Origin of the sequence: Tumebacillus avium, from assembly GCF_002162355.1 — a bacterium.
Taxonomy (GTDB): Bacteria; Bacillota; Bacilli; order Tumebacillales; family Tumebacillaceae; genus Tumebacillus_A; species Tumebacillus_A avium.
Window position 1 is genome coordinate 1,305,001 of the sequence record NZ_CP021434.1, and the last position, 16,180, is coordinate 1,321,180.

Below are 16,180 nucleotides of genomic sequence, written 5' to 3' on the forward strand. Positions count from 1 at the left end.
CTCCTATCTCCAATCAAAATCAAAATGAAATCGGCAAAATCACGTCGATCGTTGTACCCTTGTTCTCAACGCTGTCTATTTTGACGGCGCCCTGGTGGTATTTGATGATCTTAAACGATACCAACAACCCCAGGCCGGTCCCTTTGTCCTTGGTCGTGTAAAAAGGTTCGCCCAGACGTTCCAGCATCTCGCCCGGAATGCCTTTGCCCTCGTCGACAAAACGAAAGACAAGCTTAGTTTGATCTTGCCGGAATACCTTTATGAATACTTTTCCGCCTTCAGCCATCGCTTCGACCGCATTTTTCAAGAGGTTGAGAAAAACCTGCTTGATCTGCGTCTCTTCGCATTTTACCATAGGAAGGTTGTCTTCGAACTCCGAGAAAATTTGAACATTGTGTAGCAAAGCTTCCGGGCCAAACAAAGCGGTCACATCTTCGACCAGCGTCTGCGGCTGTTTCAGCCGGTAGTGGTCCGCTTGCGGCTTGCCGAGCATCAGCAGTTCGGTGACGATAAAGTTGATGCGGTCGAGCTCCTCGAGCATGATGCCGTAGTAAAGGCTGTGCTTGGACGACTTGTCCTCGTTCATCAGCTGGACAAAGCCGCGCAAAGAGGCCAGCGGATTGCGGATCTCGTGTGCCACTCCGGCAGCCAGCTCGCCGATCAGGGAGAGTTTCTCCGTATTGCGCAGCAGATCTTCCGTCTTCCTGCGCTCGCTGATGTCGCGCAGGATGTTGGCATAGGCGACCACATTGCCGTCCTGGTCGCGGATCGGCGAATAGGAGATCGACACGTCGACCAGCCGCCCGTCCTTGCGTTTGCGCACCGTTTCAAAGCTGGAGATGTCGCCGCCGCTGCGCACATGGCGGTGCATCGCCTGCACCTCTTCGAGGTAGTCGTCACTGGGCAGGGTCTGCACGCGCTTGTTCAACTGCTCTTCGATCGTGTAGCCGAAGATGGCCTCCGAAGCCTTGTTGACGTGCACCAGGTTGCCGTCCAAGTCAAAGACGCCGATCGCGTCGGTCGTGTGGTTGATAAACGATTCCAGATATTCTTTCGCCGTGCGCGACTGCTCTTCCGCCCGCAGCGCCCGCGAGTATAAGATCGATGTCATAAAGCCCAGCAGAATCGCCAGCACCCCTGCGCCCGACAAGACGAGCAGGGAGTTCTGCAAATAGCCGTAGACGATAATAAACAACAATAAGAAAGCGAGTCCAATAGGAATGACTTTGGATTGGATATTGAATTTCAACATTCCATTCACCCAATTTTCACTATGATTGGTAAACAATACTTAAATAATAGCATAAAATCGACAAAAAAGCCCCAATTGCTTGTCGGCAACTGAGGCTTTTTGTCAGGATCCTACTTATTTTGTCGCTGTGAATTCCGGCGCTTTGCGGTGCTGGGTCGCCTGCTCATACGCATACGCCAGCTTGAACAGCAAGGGTTCGCTGTACGCTCCGGCGGAGAAGGTGACGCCGACCGGTTCGCCTGTCGGGGCGTACCCGGCAGGAATGGTGATCGACGGGTATCCGGCGATGGCCGGGTACATCGCGCCCCAGTTGTTCGGAGCGATCCAGGCATCGAGTTGGTGCTCGGCCATCATCGCGTCGAGACCGGCATCTTTCGCCCAGTAGAGGTCACGTTCGCGGGAGAGGATGTAGTCCGGCTCGATCAGCGTGCCGCTGGTCGCTTCCGCTTCGAGCAGATGGGCTTGTCCGTATTTCAGCATCCGCTTCGGGTCAGCGTCGTTGAAGAGGATCAGTTCACGCAAGGAGCGGACCGAGGCGGCCGGGCCCAATTTTTTCAGATAGGCGTTGAGGTCGGACTTGAACTCGTGGAAAAACGTCTTCGAAGCGCTCCAGTCCTGATCGAAGTTGGGCAGCTCCACTTCGAACACGTCCGCACCCAGTTCGCGCAGCACGTCCACCGCTGCTTCGATCAGCGCTTTTTTCTCCGCAGGCAGTTCGTATTTGGTCATGATGTGGGTGGCCACGCCCAAGCGCAGTCCTTTCAGGCTGCCCTTTTGGAGGAACTTGGTGTAGTCGTGCTGCGCGGCTTCCTGCGATGTGCCGGTGATCGGGTCGTTTGCGTCCACGCCGGTCAGCGCGTTCAGCAAGATCGCCGCATCGCGCACAGTCCGCGCCATCGGCCCGGCCATGTCCTGGCTGTGCGCGAGCGGGATGATGCCGCTGCGGGAGATCAGGCCCAAAGTCGGCTTCAGACCGACGATCGAGTTCTGGGAGGCTGGCGACAGGATCGAGCCGGACGTTTCCGTGCCGACCGCCACAGCCGTCAAGTTCGCGCCAACCGCAACGCCGGAACCTGCGGAGGAACCGCCGGTCATGAACTCAGCGCCGTACGGGTTGAGCGACTGGCCGCCGCGCGACGAATAGCCGGTTGGCATGTTCTCTGCCATGAAGTTCGCCCATTCTGTCATGTTTGTTTTCCCGAGCAGCACCGCGCCGGCTGCACGCAGCTGTTTCGCGACAAACGAGTCTTGCGGCGCAATTGAATTCGCCAAGGCGAGCGACCCAGCCGACGTGTGCATTTTGTCGCCGGTGTCGATGTTGTCTTTGAGCAGCACCGGAATCCCGTGCATGAGGCCGCGCGGGCCGTTTTGCTTGCGCTCCGCATCGAGCGCTTCGGCGATCTGCAGCGCGTCCGGGTTGATCTCCAGCACCGATTTTAACGCCGGACCCTGTTGGTCATAGTCGGCGATGCGGCAAAGGTACATCAGCACGAGGTCGCGGGAGGTGATCTTTCCTTCCTCCATCGCTTGCTGCATGTCTTCAATCGTCGCTTCGATCAGCCAGGATGCGCTGAGTTGTTGCAGTCTCGGATTTTTCACAGAAGTTGTCTCCTACCTTTTCTAAATTCTTTAGTTAGATAAAGTATAGTTCCCTTGACATTTTCTCGTCAACTTGCATATACTGTGAGTGTAGAACACAAGTGAATAGCGTCCTCAAAGGGGAGTAGCTGTTACAACAAAAGTCGTCAGTTCGGGACTCTGTCCTCGGCTTTGTTGGCAACGTTTGATTACCACGTTGTTTGCAAGACCTTTGCCATCATCATTGATTTTGGTAAAGGTCTTTTCTGTGTAATAGGACCACAACTCTGGCGACCTTTACCAAGTCATTACGGTGAGGGTCGCTTTTCATTTGGGATATCCTATGAATGAGGAGTGGTATAGCTATGGAATTCTTCTCGGTTGAATTTTTCTCCGCACTGTTATCGATCATCATCATCGACCTGGTGCTGGCAGGTGACAACGCCATCGTGATCGGGCTGGCAGCCCGCAACCTGCCGAAAGAACTGCAAAAGAAAACGATCATCTGGGGCACGGTCGGCGCGATCGTCATCCGCGCCGTCGCCACGCTGCTCGTCGTCTGGCTCTTGGAGATCCCGGGCCTGCTGCTCGGCGGCGGTCTGATCCTGCTCTGGATCGCCTACAAGCTGCTGACCGAAGAAAAAGAGCATGACGTCAAGCCGAGCCAAAACCTGTGGGGCGCGATCCGCACGATCATCATCGCCGATGCGGTGATGGGTCTCGACAACGTGCTGGCCGTAGCCGGCGCTGCACACGGCGACTGGGTGCTCGTCATCCTCGGCCTGCTGATCTCCGTGCCGATCGTCGTCTGGGGCTCCACCGTGATCTTGAAACTGATCGAGCGCTTCCAGTGGATCATCTTCATCGGTGCAGGCGTGCTGGCCTACACCGCAGCGAAGATGATCGTCGACGAGCCGTTCCTGTCCGGCTTCTTCGACAACTCGTGGATCAAATGGGCGGTGATCGCCGTCTCCGTGGTCGGCATTCTCGGTGCAGGTTACCTCAAAAAAAACCGCACCGGTAAAGCTGCCGTCACTAATCATTAATATGCAAAACCACCTCGGTTGGTCCGAGGTGGTTTTGTTTTTAGGATTGCATAAATTGCAGCCCGTCGGCGAGCGCGGTCAGTTTCTTCCCGCGTTCGGTGTATTTGGCGAGGTGGTCGCGGAGCTGGCCCGGGTCTTTCTGCATCAGCTCCGTCGTGCGCTGCACGAAGTTAAAGTTCAGGCAGCCCGACAGCCAGAGCAGCGCCGGGAAGCGTGCATAATCATCGGCGTCCAGCAGCTCATGGGCGCGGTAGCCGTACATCAGCGCCTGCGCGAGATCGCCCGACACGCTGTGCGACTGGATGCCTTCGTTGCGCGAATACCATTTCATCAGCCAGGCGAGGTCCTGCACGCGGTCGGAGTAGGAGATGTGTTCAAAATCGATGATGCCGGTGATCCGTTGACCCTGTTCATCCCAGAGGACGTTGATGGCGTTGATGTCGGATGTGATAATCACGTGATCCAGCTCCGACGGGTCGCGGTGCGCTTCTTTGATCATCGCCTCCGCCTGGTCGAGGTAGGCGTCAAGCAGCGCCAAGTCCTCGGTCGCCAACTGCCCCTCCTGCGCCAAATCCATCGTATTCAACATGTAGGTGTCAAGCAGCGCCCCCCGCTCTTCCGGCTGCGTGAACTTGTCCCGCTCGCTGCGCAGGGAGTTCAGCGTCTCGAGGTAGTTGTCGGTGTGGATCATCCGCGGCAGAACGTCCGACTTGAACCCGTTCGACGCATCGTGATAACGCCGCGCCATCTCCCCCATCCGAAACGCCGTCTCCATCGTCATCGCTGTGATGTGGATGCCGTCCAGCCATTCGAACAGCACAACGCGGCGCAAAATGCCCCCATCGTCCTGCACGGTGACAAAAGCCTCCCCGTTCACCGGCGGCACCCGGCGCATAAACGGAATGCCCTGCCCGGTCAGATGGTCCACGTAGCGCATCTGCTCCCGCAGCACCTCATCGGACAGATTGACAAACGGCGACCCGTCCTCCTGCGACCTTACCTCCGCCAGAAAACGCATCCCGTACGCCTTGCCTTCCGCCGCGATCTTATAGTGCAGATCTCCATGCCAATTGTCGGGCAGCTCTCTGCGCACCACCAGCGTGGCTGGGTCGAGGCCAAAGCCCTGCAGAGCCTCCCGGATAAAATCAAACTTGTCGCTCATGACGACATTCCCCCTTCCCGAAAACGAGTTGTCGTGTTATAACATTGTAAAACCTTGGGAGGGACACGGCAATGACCAATTTGCAACGAGTATCCCGCGAACAGATCGCGGAAGTGGCCGCGCACATCGCCCCGCTGAACGCGCAGCGTGAACATCACGTGGCGTGGCTTGGGATGAGTGCGGCGCAGATCGAAAAGGAACTCCTCGAGCTGCCCTACATCCCGTTTGAAGACTGCTTCCTGCAGGCGGTGGAAGACGGGAGAGTCGTCGGCGTCATCGGCTATTACGGCTTCCCGGAGCGCGGGCATGTGCGTCCGCTGGGGCCATACATCACACATGACGACTACCACCGTGTCGCCCAACTGCTGTGGGACGAGCTGCTGACCCTCGTGCCGGAGAACGTCAACCTCGCCCGCGTGGCGCTCGATGTGAAAAATGAGCAGGGCGTGGCGTTTTACGAGGCCGGACTGGGCTTTGCCGAATACAACGCCGAAGCGATGCTGAAGATGGAGCGCTCCGACTACAACCCGTCTTCTAGACCGCTCCCGGAAGGCATCGTGATCGAAGCGTACCGCCCGGAGCACTGGGACGATTTTAAAGCCCTGCACTTCGGGTCTGGCTATTACACCGCCGAAGAGATCGTCAACCTGACCACCAAAGGCAACCCGCTGTTCATCCTGCGTAATGGCGACCAGTTCGAAGGCTACGGCCAGGTCCTGCAGCTGGTCGGCTCGTTTGACATCGCCTTTCTCCAAGTCCGCGCCGAGTCGCGCGGCAAAGGCTACGGCTCCCTGCTGATCGACGCCATGCTGCACTGGGGCTTCGCGCAGCAGCAGAACACCCGCGCCGAGATCTCCGTCCGCCTGAACAACGAAGGCGCACGCAAGCTGTACGAGCGCTGCGGCTTCGCAGAAGAGCTGGTGATCCGCGCCTTGGAAAAAACGATCTGAGCTAAGAGCTGTAAGCAAAAAAAGACCCGGCGCGAGTACCGGGTCTTTTGCATGTGTTTGCAATTAGTTGGTGATCTCCGCCGCCGTGTCGAGCGCGACTTTGATCATTTGGTTGAAGGTCAGTTGGCGTTCTTCAGACGTCGTCTCTTCCCCGGTGATCAGGTGGTCAGAAACGGTGAGGATCGCCAGCGCTTTGCGGTTAAACTTCGCCGCCAGCGTGTACAGCGCCGCTGTTTCCATCTCCACAGCCAGCACGTTGTACGAAGCCATCATGTTGATCACGTCGCGGGTGTCGTTGTAGAACGTGTCGGACGTAAAGACGTTGCCGACCGCCACCGGCATGTTTTCTTTCTTGGCGTTTTCATACGCGCGGTACAGCAGGTCGAAGCTGGCGTTCGGCGCGTATTCGATGCCGCCGAAGCGGTGTCTGTTCACAGCAGAGTCGGTCGATGCGGCCATGGCGAGAATCATGTCGCGCACTTTGATGTCCTTCTGGTATGCGCCGCAGGTGCCGACGCGGATCAGGTTCTGCACGCCGTAGCCGTTGATCAGCTCATGCGCGTAGATCGAGATCGACGGAATGCCCATCCCGGTGCCTTGCACGGAGATGCGCTTGCCTTTGTACGTGCCGGTGAAGCCGTACATGCCGCGCACTTCGTTGTACAGCTCCGCCCCTTCCAGGAACGTTTCCGCGATGTATTTCGCCCGCAGCGGGTCGCCCGGCAGCAAAATCGTTTCGGCGATCTGTCCTTCTTTCGCCCCGATATGTACAGTCATGTTGTAAATCCTCCCGTCAATGTTGTTCTGGCTTTAGAAAAATATGTCTCGTTCTAATCTACCACACAGGGCAGACCATTGATACATCGTATGCGCAGAATGCAAAAAACCCCGCCATGAAAGCGGGGTTTTTATAAAACCTACGGCCAGTAGTAGCCTGCTGCGCCGTAAGACGGATATTCTACGCGGCTGTCCACGTGGGTGAAGGTGCTGTAGATGATGACGCCGGAGAAACCGGAGGATTTCGCGATGTTCGCAACGCCCGTCGGGGAGTACCCGTTGATTACGATATCGGAAGCGATGCCGTAGGTGTGCTGGGAGTTGGAAGCGCCGCCCACTGCCGCGTTGTGCGAGATGGAGCGGAAGCCGGAGTTAACGGTGATTGCGTTGTTGCCCGCTTTTTTGCGAACAGCTTCCAGCTTGTACATCATGCGGCGAACGTTTGCTTTAACGGTGGTTGCGCCAACGTTACCGCCGGAGAAACCGCTGCCATCTTTGGAATAGAATTCGCTGAATTCGAAGTTCAGGGTCGAACCGTCGCCAGCGTCTTCCAGAGCGTTCAGTTTGGATTGCGTAGCCGGACCAACGATCCCGTCAGCAGTCAGGCCGTACGCGCGTTGGAAGCGGATAACCGCTGCCTTGGTGCCCGGACCAAATGCACCATCGGTTGCCACGTAGGTTTTCGCAGCGCCGTCAGCTGCCCAACCGGCAACACGAATTTGGAGTTCTTTTACGTCTGCACCGGATGCGCCCTCAGACAGGGTGCGGGTCCAGGTGTAAGCGGATGCGTCGCCCGTGCTGAGAACCGGAACGATCACTGCCATTGCCAGCATTGCTGCTGCGATTTTGGTCATGATTTTCATTACATCTCTCCCTTTCTAGTCTACGATATAAGCGGGTCCGAATTATCGTTCCCTTGGGAATAGTCTACTAGATTATAATATAATATGCAAGAATTTTTAGTAAAAGTTTGATTAATTATTCTATAAGTTACTGAAATTTCATCTGACTTGTCTAGAGCAGTCTCTAAATTAAACAAACCCGCCCTGAATAGGGCGGGTTTGTTTGGACGATCCGCTGAGTATGCAAAATAGCGCCGTGCTACATATCCTGTACTAGCAAGGACAAGGAGGTGACCGTCTCTTGACTCCGAAGGAAAAGACGGCGGCGTACATCGCCCGCCGCCAAGCTGTAATCGAGCAGCTTGAGCAGCATTTGGACAAAGTCCCCCCGGCCCAGCGCCCTGTGCAGCAAACGGTGCTGCGCCTTTTGAAAAAGCAGGTCGAGATTCTCTCGCAACAATAAAAAGAAGCTGTGCGTCGCGATGACGGCACAGCCTCTTTTTTGCAGCTTAGAACTCCAGCTTGGACTCGATGAACGCCTTCAGCTCGGCGATCGGCATGCGCACCTGCTCCATCGAATCGCGGTGGCGAACGGTCACTTGGCCGTCCTCTTGGGATTCGAAGTCGTAGGTGATGCAGAACGGGGTGCCGATCTCGTCGTGGCGGCGGTAGCGCTTGCCGATCGAACCGGCATCGTCGTAGTCGACCATGAAGTGCTTCGCGAGGTCGCCAAACACCGCTTGCGCCGGCTCAGCCAGCTTTTTGGAGAGCGGGAGGATCGCCGCTTTGAACGGTGCCAGCGCCGGGTGGAAGCGCAGCACGGTGCGGGAGTCGCCGCCTTCGAGCTGCTCTTCGTCGTACGCGTCGATCAGGAACGCCAAGGTCACGCGGTCTGCGCCGAGGGACGGCTCGATGACGTGCGGGATGAAGCGCTCGTTCGTTTCCGGGTCGAGGTAGTTGAAGTCTTCGCCGGAATGCTCCATGTGCTGCTTGAGGTCAAAGTTGGTGCGGTTCGCGATGCCCCACAGCTCGCCCCAGCCGAACGGGAACTTGTACTCGAAGTCGGTGGTCGCCGTCGAGTAGTGGGACAGTTCGTCTTGGTCATGGTCGCGCAGGCGGAGGTTGTCGTCCTTCACGCCGAGGCCGATCAGCCACTTGTGCGCGTATTCGCGCCAGTAGGAAAACCACTTGTCATCTTCGCCCGGCTTGAAGAAGAACTCCATCTCCAGCTGTTCGAATTCGCGGGTGCGGAACGTGAAGTTGCCCGGCGTGATCTCGTTGCGGAACGATTTGCCGACTTGGCAGATGCCGAAGGGCAGCTTTTTGCGCATCGTGCGCTGGACGTTCTTGAAGTTGACGAAGATGCCTTGCGCCGTTTCCGGGCGCAGGTAGATCTCGTTGGAAGACGATTCGGTAACGCCTTGGAACGTTTTGAACATCAGGTTGAACTGGCGGATGTCGGTGAAATCATGGCTGCCGCATTCGGAGCAGGCGATGTTGTGCTCTTTGATCAGGCCGGCCATCTCGTCGAAGGAGAGGCCGTCGACGATCATCTCGATGCCTTTTTCCTGCAGAGCGTCTTCGATCAGCTTGTCGGCGCGGTGGCGGGCTTTGCAGTTTTTGCAGTCGATCATCGGGTCGTTGAAGTTGCCGATGTGGCCGGACGCGACCCACGTCTTCGGGTTCATCAGGATCGCCGCGTCGAGGCCGACGTTGTAAGGGGATTCCTGCACGAACTTCTTCCACCATGCTTTCTTGACGTTGTTTTTCAGTTCCACGCCCAGCGGGCCGTAGTCCCAGGTGTTCGCGAGGCCGCCGTAGATCTCGGAGCCCGGGAAGATAAAGCCGCGGTGTTTGGCCAGCGCTACGACTTGTTCCATTGTGATGCTCATCGTTCATCATCCTCTTTCTTAAAGTCTAAAAATATAAAAAGCTCCCGTCCTCATAGGCACGGAATCATGCCTAGGGACGAGAGCGTTATGCACCCGCGGTTCCACCCTAGTTGATGCGGGAGCTGTATGTACTGCGCCGCATCCTCTTTTTTCGGTCAGGCAGCTCCGAATCGCCTTTTCCCTGCACCTTGCTCCGGGCTCGCACCATCTCCGGATCGCTGAATCAGTGGGCTGACAGGTACTATTCATTCCTCATCGCTGCTATTAACCACTATCTTATGCAAATGCTCCCCTGAAAGTCAAGGGTTCATTCACAGGGTGACCGATTTCTCTGCCAGCACCTTGCCGTCCTGATCATAAAACACAAACTTCACATTCCCGTGCGGCAAGTCGCTTTTTTTCAGCTTCAAAAGCGTCACTCGGTACGATGACATGTCGGCCGCCGCGCCTTTTGGTTGGGTGACATTGGCCAGTACGCTCACCTGTTGCCCCTGCTTCTCGATCCGCTCCACTTCCACCCAATATTCCTGAAATCCTTTGTGGCCCTGGGTTAGATAGACCCCGACCTCTTGATCAAATTCGATCTGCTTCAGCTCTGCGGGCGGAAACGGAGTTTCCTTCTGCCGCTCTTCAATCCCTGTCACATACGATGCCAGATCTTCTTTACTCGCTAACGGCACATATAGTGCGCCCGGGTCCGCTGTATCCTGAAACCAGACAGCACGGTCGACCCCATTTAACAAGATCTCAAATGGAACCTGCTCCCCTTGGTTCGAACACCCGCTCACAGTTGTCGCACACAGCAAAAACACAACGATCAAAAAACGTTTTCGTCTCACCACCTTCATCCCCCGCGAATCACCAAACATGCTTTGCCCCCATGACAGACACCCTTTCAAATTGATGACTCAAGCCCTCTTTGCCAGTCCCATCCTCGCCCAGACCCAATATGCCGCTGTGATCACCAGCGTCAGCCCGGCAGCCACGTAGAATCCCATCCGGAAGTCGGCCACCCGCAGGCTCATCCCGGCGAGCACCGCAATCGCCGCCAGTGTCAGGTACGCCCCCGGCCGCCCGAAGACCAGCGCGGAGTGGTGCGTCTCCTCCGTCTCCCTTTTCTTCAGCCAGACCAGATAGGTCAGCAGATTCAGCGCCCACATCGCAAAGGAAAAATACGATGACGCTGCGACCAGATAATGAAACAGCTTCGGCGGCAGCACAAACGACAGTCCCATGATCAAGAGCCCCGCCCCGCCGACGATCAGCCACGCGATGCGGTATAGCCCAAGCTTCCCCGATTTTTTCGCACAGAACTTGGGCGCTTCACCCGCTTCGGACAGCGAGACGAGCATCTGCATGCAGGCAAAATACGTCGCCGCCATCACCGAAAACGCCGCGATCAAGATGATCAGGTTCATCCCCGTCGAGGCCCAGCCCAGCCGCAGCGAGTCAAACGCCTGCACAAACGGCGACTCCTTCACATCGACCCCGCTCCACGGCGTGACAAACATCAGCACCGCCATCGCCGCGACATACAGAAAAATCACCGCGATCGCCATATACCACGTCGCCTTCGGAATGTCCCGCTCCGGGTCCCGCGCCTCCGTCCCGGCCATCGCGACCGCCCCGATGCCTGAGTAGCAGAAGATCACGATCAGCATCGACTCCAGCATCCCGCTCCAGCCTTTAGGAAACATCGCCCCAAAGCCCGCGATTGGCGACGGCGACACCAGCGCCTTGCCTGCCGTCAGTATTGCAAATCCCCCGAGCAGGATAAATGCCAGCAAGGCGCCGACCTTGACCACCGTCATCCACGTCTCGATCTTGCTGAAATTCTTCACGTCAAACGCGTTGATCCCGATCACGACCAGCATAAACACCGTCGCCAAAATCGCAAGCGGCATCCCCGGCAGCCAGTAGCGCGAGAAAATCCCCATCGCCAGCGCCTCCGAGCCCAAGCCTAAAATGCCCGATGCAAACGCCATCCAGCCCATCAAAAAGCCGCTGTACCGGCCCAGCATCTGCTCCGTATGCACCCGAAACGACCCCGGCACCACGCGGTTGACGGCGACCGATGTCATCGCCCCCAGCACCTGCATCATCACCAAGCCCCCGAGCAGAAACGCCAGCACCACCGACGGCCCGGCCTGCTGCACCGCCAACCCCGACCCAAGCAAAAATCCAGCGCCCACCACCCCGCCGATCCCGACGCCGGCCAAGCTAAACGCGCTGATCCCTTTTAAATGTTTCGGCTGCCTCTCCCGCTCCCCTGTGAAGACGCGCGCCTTCCGTTGCTTCAGCATGTTCCAATCCCCTTCAGCCGTTTTTCTTACTATGAGGTTCCCTCAGGAAAAACATGCCTACTCATTCCCCCTTCTTTCCTGTATCTTGGAATCACAAAGGAGTGATCGTCATGAACTTCCCCAACATCCTGACCCGCGAAGAGGAGCTTCGCGAACTGCTTGGCCAGCCCAGCGCCCTCGTACAGAACAAAGTGGTAGACCATCTCGACACGCACATCCGCGACTTCCTTGCCAAGTCGCCATTTGTTCTCATCTCCACCGCCGACGCTGAGGGCTGCTGTGACGTGTCGCCGCGCGGTGACCAGCCCGGATTTGTCACTGTGCTTAATGACAATCGCCTGCTCATCCCCGAACGCCCGGGCAACAAGCGGGCCGATACGCTGCGCAACATTCTGGCGACCGGCCAGATCGGCCTGCTCTTTCTCATCCCCGGCCTCGAAGAGACGCTGCGCGTCAACGGACGCGCCTGCATCGTGCAAGATGAGGAGCTCTTGAAAGGTCTCGAAGCGAACGGAAAAGCCCCGCTTCTCGCCATCGGCGTCGAAGTGGAAGAGGCATTCGTCCACTGCGCCAAAGCCTTGAAACGCTCCAAGCTCTGGCAGCCCGACACCTGGCTCCCATCGGAAGAACTGCCCGTCCCGGCACGGATACTCGCCGCCCACGTCAACCTCCCCGACGTCAACGAGCAGAAAATCACCGCAGCTCTCCAAGACAGCTACACCAATCGCCTTTACTAAAACACCTCAAAAAAGCCTCCACAAGCAGTCCGATCCGCGCGTCCCGACCACTCAGCCACATCGGCCACAAAAAAACAGGCACCCTGCAAGGGTGCCCGTCTCTACTTCTTCTCGTCATAAAATACATGCCGTACCGTCAGCCCGTCGCCAATTTCGATCAGCCCGTACGAAAACTGCGCCTGCCTGCGTTTATCGGTCGCCGAGCCCGGATTAAACAAAATCGTCCCGTCCTCCAGCACCTGATACAGCGGAAGATGCGAGTGACCAAATACGATCACATCCACCTTCTCCCCCGCAAACGCCGCCACCGCTCGCTGCTCCGTCGTCTTGCCTTTGCCGTCGCCGTGCACGAGGCCGATTTTGTATCCCCCAAGGGTCAGCACCTTCTGCCGCCCAAAACGAGCCGCAATCTCCGCCCCGTCCACATTCCCCGCGACGCCGTTCACCGGGGCAAACTGCTCAAACATCTCCACCACATCAAGCGTCTGCCAGTCTCCGGCATGCAAAATCAAGTCCACATCCCGCAGCCCTTCCACCAGCTTAGGCGGCACCTGCTTCGCCATCTTCGGCATGTGCGTGTCGGAAATCACGGCGATCTTCATCGCGGATCAGCCTTTCCAGTTGTCATTGAGGATCGAGTGCTGAATGTGATCCTGCCATTTCCCGTTGATGAACAGATTCTTGCGCTCCGTTCCTTCCTGCTCAAACCCGGCCTTCACCAGCACCCGGGACGAAGCCGGATTCTCCGGTGCGGTGCCGGCCTGCAGACGATGCAGGTTCAGATCTTCAAAGCCAAACTCCACCAGCAGCTTCAACGCTTCGGTCGTATAGCCTTTTCCATTGTGCTCCTCATCGAGCGAATACCCGACAAACGCGCTCTGGAACGGCCCGCGCATGATCATATGAATCCCAATATCGCCGATCAGCTGGTCATTCTCCTTCAAAAATACGCCGAAAAAGTAGCCTTGGTCTTTCACCCACTCCGCACGCATCTTCTCCAGATTGCGGCGTTGGTACTCCACCGTGTATTCATCATCGTCGCGAGTCGTTTCATACTGTCCCCAAAACGCGCGGTTCTTGACCATCAGCGCGGCAAACTCCTCCGCGTCGCTGACCTCAAAATTGCGGATGTACACGCGCTCCCCCACTTTTTTCGCACCAAAAGGAGCTTCCTCGCCCGCTTCAAACACAATCTCCTCACTCAAGACGGACATCGAGTAGTTCTCCAGATTATCCAGCCCGTGCAGATTGCGATTGTGATGCGCGATGATCTGTTCAGCGGTGAACACGCCATTATCGGTCGTCGAGTGTGCATCTTTCGCCACGATCACCTGATAGCCAAGCGTTGTCGCCCGACGCGTCGCCGTGTCGACACAGTAGTCCGTTTTGCAGCCGCAGACGACAAGCGTTTTCACCCCGTTTGCCGTCAAAAACGCATGCAGATCTGTGCCGTAAAACGCATCGGTCGCCTTCTTGCGAACCCGGCGTTCCGTCTCCAAAGGCGCGATCGCCGGATGCACCTGCCACCCGTCCGAGCCCGGCTCGCTCACGTCATCATCCTGCACAAACACGACCGGCACGCCGGCCGCCCGTGCCCGCTCCAGCAGCCCGGCGATGTTTTTCAACACCCGTTCCGGTTCAAACACTTTTTCCACCAGCGCAGTTTGCGCGTCAATCACAACCAAAGCCATGTTCCCCATCAAGCAACTTCCTCCTCAGTACTGACTCACACACGCGTGCCAGCTCGTTCTCTCTCCAAACAGTCCCCAGCCCGTAAACGGCCGTCACCTGTCAATCAAAGCGTTTTACGCTCCGACCCGCTCCAGCAACTCCTGCAGCAGCCCGACCGTCTCGTGCGACCCGCGCTGCGGGTCGGACGTCACGACCAGCGTCAGATCCTGTCCGGGCAGAATGCGCAGATATTGCCCGGCCGCACCGGCCGCCATAAATCCTTCCTCCGCCACCCACCACGCATATCCATACGTGCCAAAGCGCGGATCATGCCCGCTCTGCGCCATCGTCGCCTGCTCTACCCAAGCTTCCGGGACCACCTGCTTCCCGTCCCAGCGGCCCTTTTGCAAAAACAGCCGCCCGAGCTTGGCCAAGTCGCCGGTCGTCATCTTCAACCCCGTCGAGCCGTTCGAATGTCCCTGCGGATCACACGGCCAGAAGCACGTCTCGATCCCCAGCGGCCCAAACAGTTTTTCCTCCGCATATTTCAAGGCATTGCGCCCGGTCACTTTCGTCAAAATCACAGAGAGCAAATGCATGTCCACGGCCTTATAGCGGAACCCCTTCTCCGCGTCGACCCGCTGGCGCAGCATCACATCGGTCCAGTTCGGCTCCGTCCCCAGCAGCTCGGGAATCTGCCTATCGTCAAAATCAATCCCCGACGTCATCGTCAGCAGCTCCCGCAGCGTCACGTCCGCCTCATAGCCCGGAAAAAACTCCGCGACAGGCTGCTCCACACTCCGCAAATACCCCTCCGCCATCGCGATGCCAATCAGTGTTGTTGTCACCACTTTCGTCATCGACCGCAGTTCGCGCAACACGTCAGCCTCGGTGCCTTCCTCATACCACTCCAGCACCGTTTCCCCGCCGCGCACCGCCAGCATGCTCGTAACCCCCGGATACGTCATGGTCATCTCCTCTTCCCCCGTCTTTTCAGAAGATTATGAACGGTGTTATCTATGGTAGTTATTTACACCCCGGCACTTACAAATCCCTTCTCTTGCACTTAAAAACTAAAATTGTCCGGGTCCGATCCAAACCGCTGCTCCCGGTTCAATCCGTCCAGTGTCGCCATGTCTTCCGCCGACAGCTCAAAATCAAACAGCTGCGCATTCTCGATCACCCGTTCCCGGCGCACCGATTTCGGAATCGTCACCACGCCATGCTGCAAGTCCCAGCGCAAAACGATCTGCGCCGGCGTCTTGCCGTACTTTTCCGCCAATTGCACGATGACCGGCTCATCGTTGACCCGCCCGCGCATGATCGGGCTCCACGCTTCAAACTGAATCCCTTCCTGCTTGCAAAACGCGAGCAGTTCTTTTTGCGTCAGGTAGGGGTGGTATTCGACTTGATTGACCATCGGCTTCACGTTCGCCGTCGCCATCAGGTCCTGCAGATGATGCACTTGAAAGTTCGAGACCCCGATCGCCCGCACCAGCCCATCCTTGTACAGCTTCTCCAGTGCGCGCCATGTTTCTTTGTACTTCTCCTTCACCGCCCAGTGGATCAGATACAAGTCCACATACTCCAAGCCCAGCTTCTGTCTGCTCTCTTCAAAAGCGGCCAGGGTCGTCTCATAGCCCTGTTCCGTGTTCCAGACTTTCGTGGTGATAAACAGCTCTTCACGCGCAATCCCCGAAGCCTGCACCGCGCGGCCAACGCCTTCTTCGTTGCGGTAGATCGCAGCGGTGTCGATGTGCCGGTATCCTGCTTCGAGTGCGTACCGGACCGAATTTTCCACCTCTTCGCCTTCCTGGGTCTTAAACACGCCAAGGCCCAGCCACGGCATGTGTACGCCATTGGCCAGCACAGTGGAGTCGTTGATGCTTTTGATCATATATGGATCGCCCTTTCTCTTGCGGTTTTTGGTACAATAGCCTTAGCATTCTCTAAATAGCAGGAGTGAAACT

16 protein-coding genes are annotated in these 16,180 nt (G+C 57.2%); 4 read left to right on the forward strand and 12 right to left on the reverse strand.

All coding sequences use genetic code 11. From position 1 onward, the window contains the following. Positions 1 to 19 precede the first annotated feature (19 nt). The gene (locus tag CBW65_RS05995; RefSeq protein WP_087456073.1) at positions 20 to 1,252 is read right to left on the reverse strand and encodes a PAS domain-containing sensor histidine kinase; all 1,233 of its coding nucleotides are present in this window, start codon (positions 1,250 to 1,252) and stop codon (positions 20 to 22) included. Positions 1,253 to 1,366: 114 nt separating this feature from the next. Further along, positions 1,367 to 2,851 (reverse strand): amidase family protein, encoded by a 1,485-nt coding sequence (locus tag CBW65_RS06000; protein WP_087456074.1) that lies wholly within the window; start codon positions 2,849 to 2,851, stop codon positions 1,367 to 1,369. Positions 2,852 to 3,195: 344 nt separating this feature from the next. Here CBW65_RS06000 and CBW65_RS06005 point away from each other — a divergent pair, with 344 nt between their 5' ends. Further along, positions 3,196 to 3,876, forward strand: coding sequence for a TerC family protein (locus tag CBW65_RS06005; protein ID WP_087456075.1), 681 nt, complete (start codon positions 3,196 to 3,198; stop codon positions 3,874 to 3,876). Between the two features lie 40 nt (positions 3,877 to 3,916). On the opposite strand, the gene CBW65_RS06010 is transcribed toward CBW65_RS06005, so the two are convergent. Next, entirely contained in the window at positions 3,917 to 5,038 is a 1,122-nt protein-coding gene (locus CBW65_RS06010; RefSeq protein WP_087456076.1) for a phosphotransferase enzyme family protein, read from the reverse strand. 71 nt (positions 5,039 to 5,109) lie between these two features. Here CBW65_RS06010 and CBW65_RS06015 point away from each other — a divergent pair, with 71 nt between their 5' ends. Next, positions 5,110 to 5,988 (forward strand): GNAT family N-acetyltransferase, encoded by an 879-nt coding sequence (locus CBW65_RS06015; protein ID WP_087456077.1) that lies wholly within the window; start codon positions 5,110 to 5,112, stop codon positions 5,986 to 5,988. 63 nt (positions 5,989 to 6,051) lie between these two features. On the opposite strand, the gene deoD is transcribed toward CBW65_RS06015, so the two are convergent. Together deoD and CBW65_RS25040 are read right to left on the reverse strand one after the other, a co-directional pair. Further along, a complete protein-coding gene (deoD, locus tag CBW65_RS06020; protein WP_087456078.1) occupies positions 6,052 to 6,765 on the reverse strand; it encodes a purine-nucleoside phosphorylase in 714 nt (237 codons plus the stop codon). 140 nt (positions 6,766 to 6,905) lie between these two features. Next, complete coding sequence (locus CBW65_RS25040; RefSeq protein ID WP_087456079.1) at positions 6,906 to 7,628, reverse strand: D-Ala-D-Ala carboxypeptidase family metallohydrolase; 723 nt, start codon at positions 7,626 to 7,628, stop codon at positions 6,906 to 6,908. A 280-nt stretch (positions 7,629 to 7,908) separates the two neighbouring features. On the opposite strand from CBW65_RS25040, the gene CBW65_RS24110 reads away from it, so the two are divergent. Next, positions 7,909 to 8,070 carry a hypothetical protein gene (locus tag CBW65_RS24110; protein ID WP_157721802.1) on the forward strand — a complete coding sequence of 54 codons (162 nt, stop codon included), beginning with the start codon at positions 7,909 to 7,911 and terminating at the stop codon, positions 8,068 to 8,070. A 46-nt stretch (positions 8,071 to 8,116) separates the two neighbouring features. Here CBW65_RS24110 and CBW65_RS06030 read toward each other — a convergent pair whose 3' ends face one another. The 3 genes from CBW65_RS06030 to CBW65_RS06040 form a co-directional block, all read right to left on the reverse strand. Beyond that, positions 8,117 to 9,499 carry a glycine--tRNA ligase gene (locus CBW65_RS06030; RefSeq protein WP_087456080.1) on the reverse strand — a complete coding sequence of 461 codons (1,383 nt, stop codon included), beginning with the start codon at positions 9,497 to 9,499 and terminating at the stop codon, positions 8,117 to 8,119. A gap of 311 nt (positions 9,500 to 9,810) precedes the next feature. Further along, positions 9,811 to 10,338 (reverse strand): hypothetical protein, encoded by a 528-nt coding sequence (locus CBW65_RS06035; RefSeq protein ID WP_157721803.1) that lies wholly within the window; start codon positions 10,336 to 10,338, stop codon positions 9,811 to 9,813. Positions 10,339 to 10,407: 69 nt separating this feature from the next. Further along, entirely contained in the window at positions 10,408 to 11,802 is a 1,395-nt protein-coding gene (locus CBW65_RS06040) for an amino acid permease (RefSeq protein ID WP_087456082.1), read from the reverse strand. Between the two features lie 110 nt (positions 11,803 to 11,912). On the opposite strand from CBW65_RS06040, the gene CBW65_RS06045 reads away from it, so the two are divergent. Next, positions 11,913 to 12,539 (forward strand): pyridoxamine 5'-phosphate oxidase family protein, encoded by a 627-nt coding sequence (locus tag CBW65_RS06045; RefSeq protein ID WP_087456083.1) that lies wholly within the window; start codon positions 11,913 to 11,915, stop codon positions 12,537 to 12,539. Positions 12,540 to 12,640: 101 nt separating this feature from the next. On the opposite strand, the gene CBW65_RS06050 is transcribed toward CBW65_RS06045, so the two are convergent. The 4 genes from CBW65_RS06050 to CBW65_RS06065 form a co-directional block, all read right to left on the reverse strand. Continuing rightward, on the reverse strand, positions 12,641 to 13,141 hold the full coding sequence (locus CBW65_RS06050; protein WP_087456084.1) for a metallophosphoesterase family protein: 501 nt from the start codon (positions 13,139 to 13,141) through the stop codon (positions 12,641 to 12,643). Between the two features lie 6 nt (positions 13,142 to 13,147). Next, entirely contained in the window at positions 13,148 to 14,239 is a 1,092-nt protein-coding gene (locus CBW65_RS24770; protein WP_232463451.1) for an isochorismatase family protein, read from the reverse strand. A 105-nt stretch (positions 14,240 to 14,344) separates the two neighbouring features. Next, positions 14,345 to 15,184: a serine hydrolase domain-containing protein gene (locus CBW65_RS06060; protein WP_087456085.1), complete on the reverse strand. Its 840-nt coding sequence runs from the start codon at positions 15,182 to 15,184 to the stop codon at positions 14,345 to 14,347. 92 nt (positions 15,185 to 15,276) lie between these two features. Next, positions 15,277 to 16,107: an aldo/keto reductase gene (locus CBW65_RS06065; RefSeq protein WP_087456086.1), complete on the reverse strand. Its 831-nt coding sequence runs from the start codon at positions 16,105 to 16,107 to the stop codon at positions 15,277 to 15,279. Between the last annotated feature and the right edge of the window lie 73 nt (positions 16,108 to 16,180).

Coding starts and splice junctions, on each gene's coding strand:
- deoD (WP_087456078.1), bottom strand. CDS start 6,765: ATGACTGTACATATCGGGGCGAAAGAAGGACAGATCGCCGAAACGATT.
- CBW65_RS06060 (WP_087456085.1), bottom strand. CDS start 15,184: ATGACCATGACGTATCCGGGGGTTACGAGCATGCTGGCGGTGCGCGGC.
- CBW65_RS06030 (WP_087456080.1), bottom strand. CDS start 9,499: ATGAGCATCACAATGGAACAAGTCGTAGCGCTGGCCAAACACCGCGGC.
- CBW65_RS06045 (WP_087456083.1), top strand. CDS start 11,913: ATGAACTTCCCCAACATCCTGACCCGCGAAGAGGAGCTTCGCGAACTG.
- CBW65_RS06040 (WP_087456082.1), bottom strand. CDS start 11,802: ATGCTGAAGCAACGGAAGGCGCGCGTCTTCACAGGGGAGCGGGAGAGG.
- CBW65_RS06010 (WP_087456076.1), bottom strand. CDS start 5,038: ATGAGCGACAAGTTTGATTTTATCCGGGAGGCTCTGCAGGGCTTTGGC.
- CBW65_RS06050 (WP_087456084.1), bottom strand. CDS start 13,141: ATGAAGATCGCCGTGATTTCCGACACGCACATGCCGAAGATGGCGAAG.
- CBW65_RS25040 (WP_087456079.1), bottom strand. CDS start 7,628: ATGAAAATCATGACCAAAATCGCAGCAGCAATGCTGGCAATGGCAGTG.
- CBW65_RS24770 (WP_232463451.1), bottom strand. CDS start 14,239: ATGGGGAACATGGCTTTGGTTGTGATTGACGCGCAAACTGCGCTGGTG.
- CBW65_RS05995 (WP_087456073.1), bottom strand. CDS start 1,252: ATGTTGAAATTCAATATCCAATCCAAAGTCATTCCTATTGGACTCGCT.
- CBW65_RS06015 (WP_087456077.1), top strand. CDS start 5,110: ATGACCAATTTGCAACGAGTATCCCGCGAACAGATCGCGGAAGTGGCC.
- CBW65_RS06005 (WP_087456075.1), top strand. CDS start 3,196: ATGGAATTCTTCTCGGTTGAATTTTTCTCCGCACTGTTATCGATCATC.
- CBW65_RS06065 (WP_087456086.1), bottom strand. CDS start 16,107: ATGATCAAAAGCATCAACGACTCCACTGTGCTGGCCAATGGCGTACAC.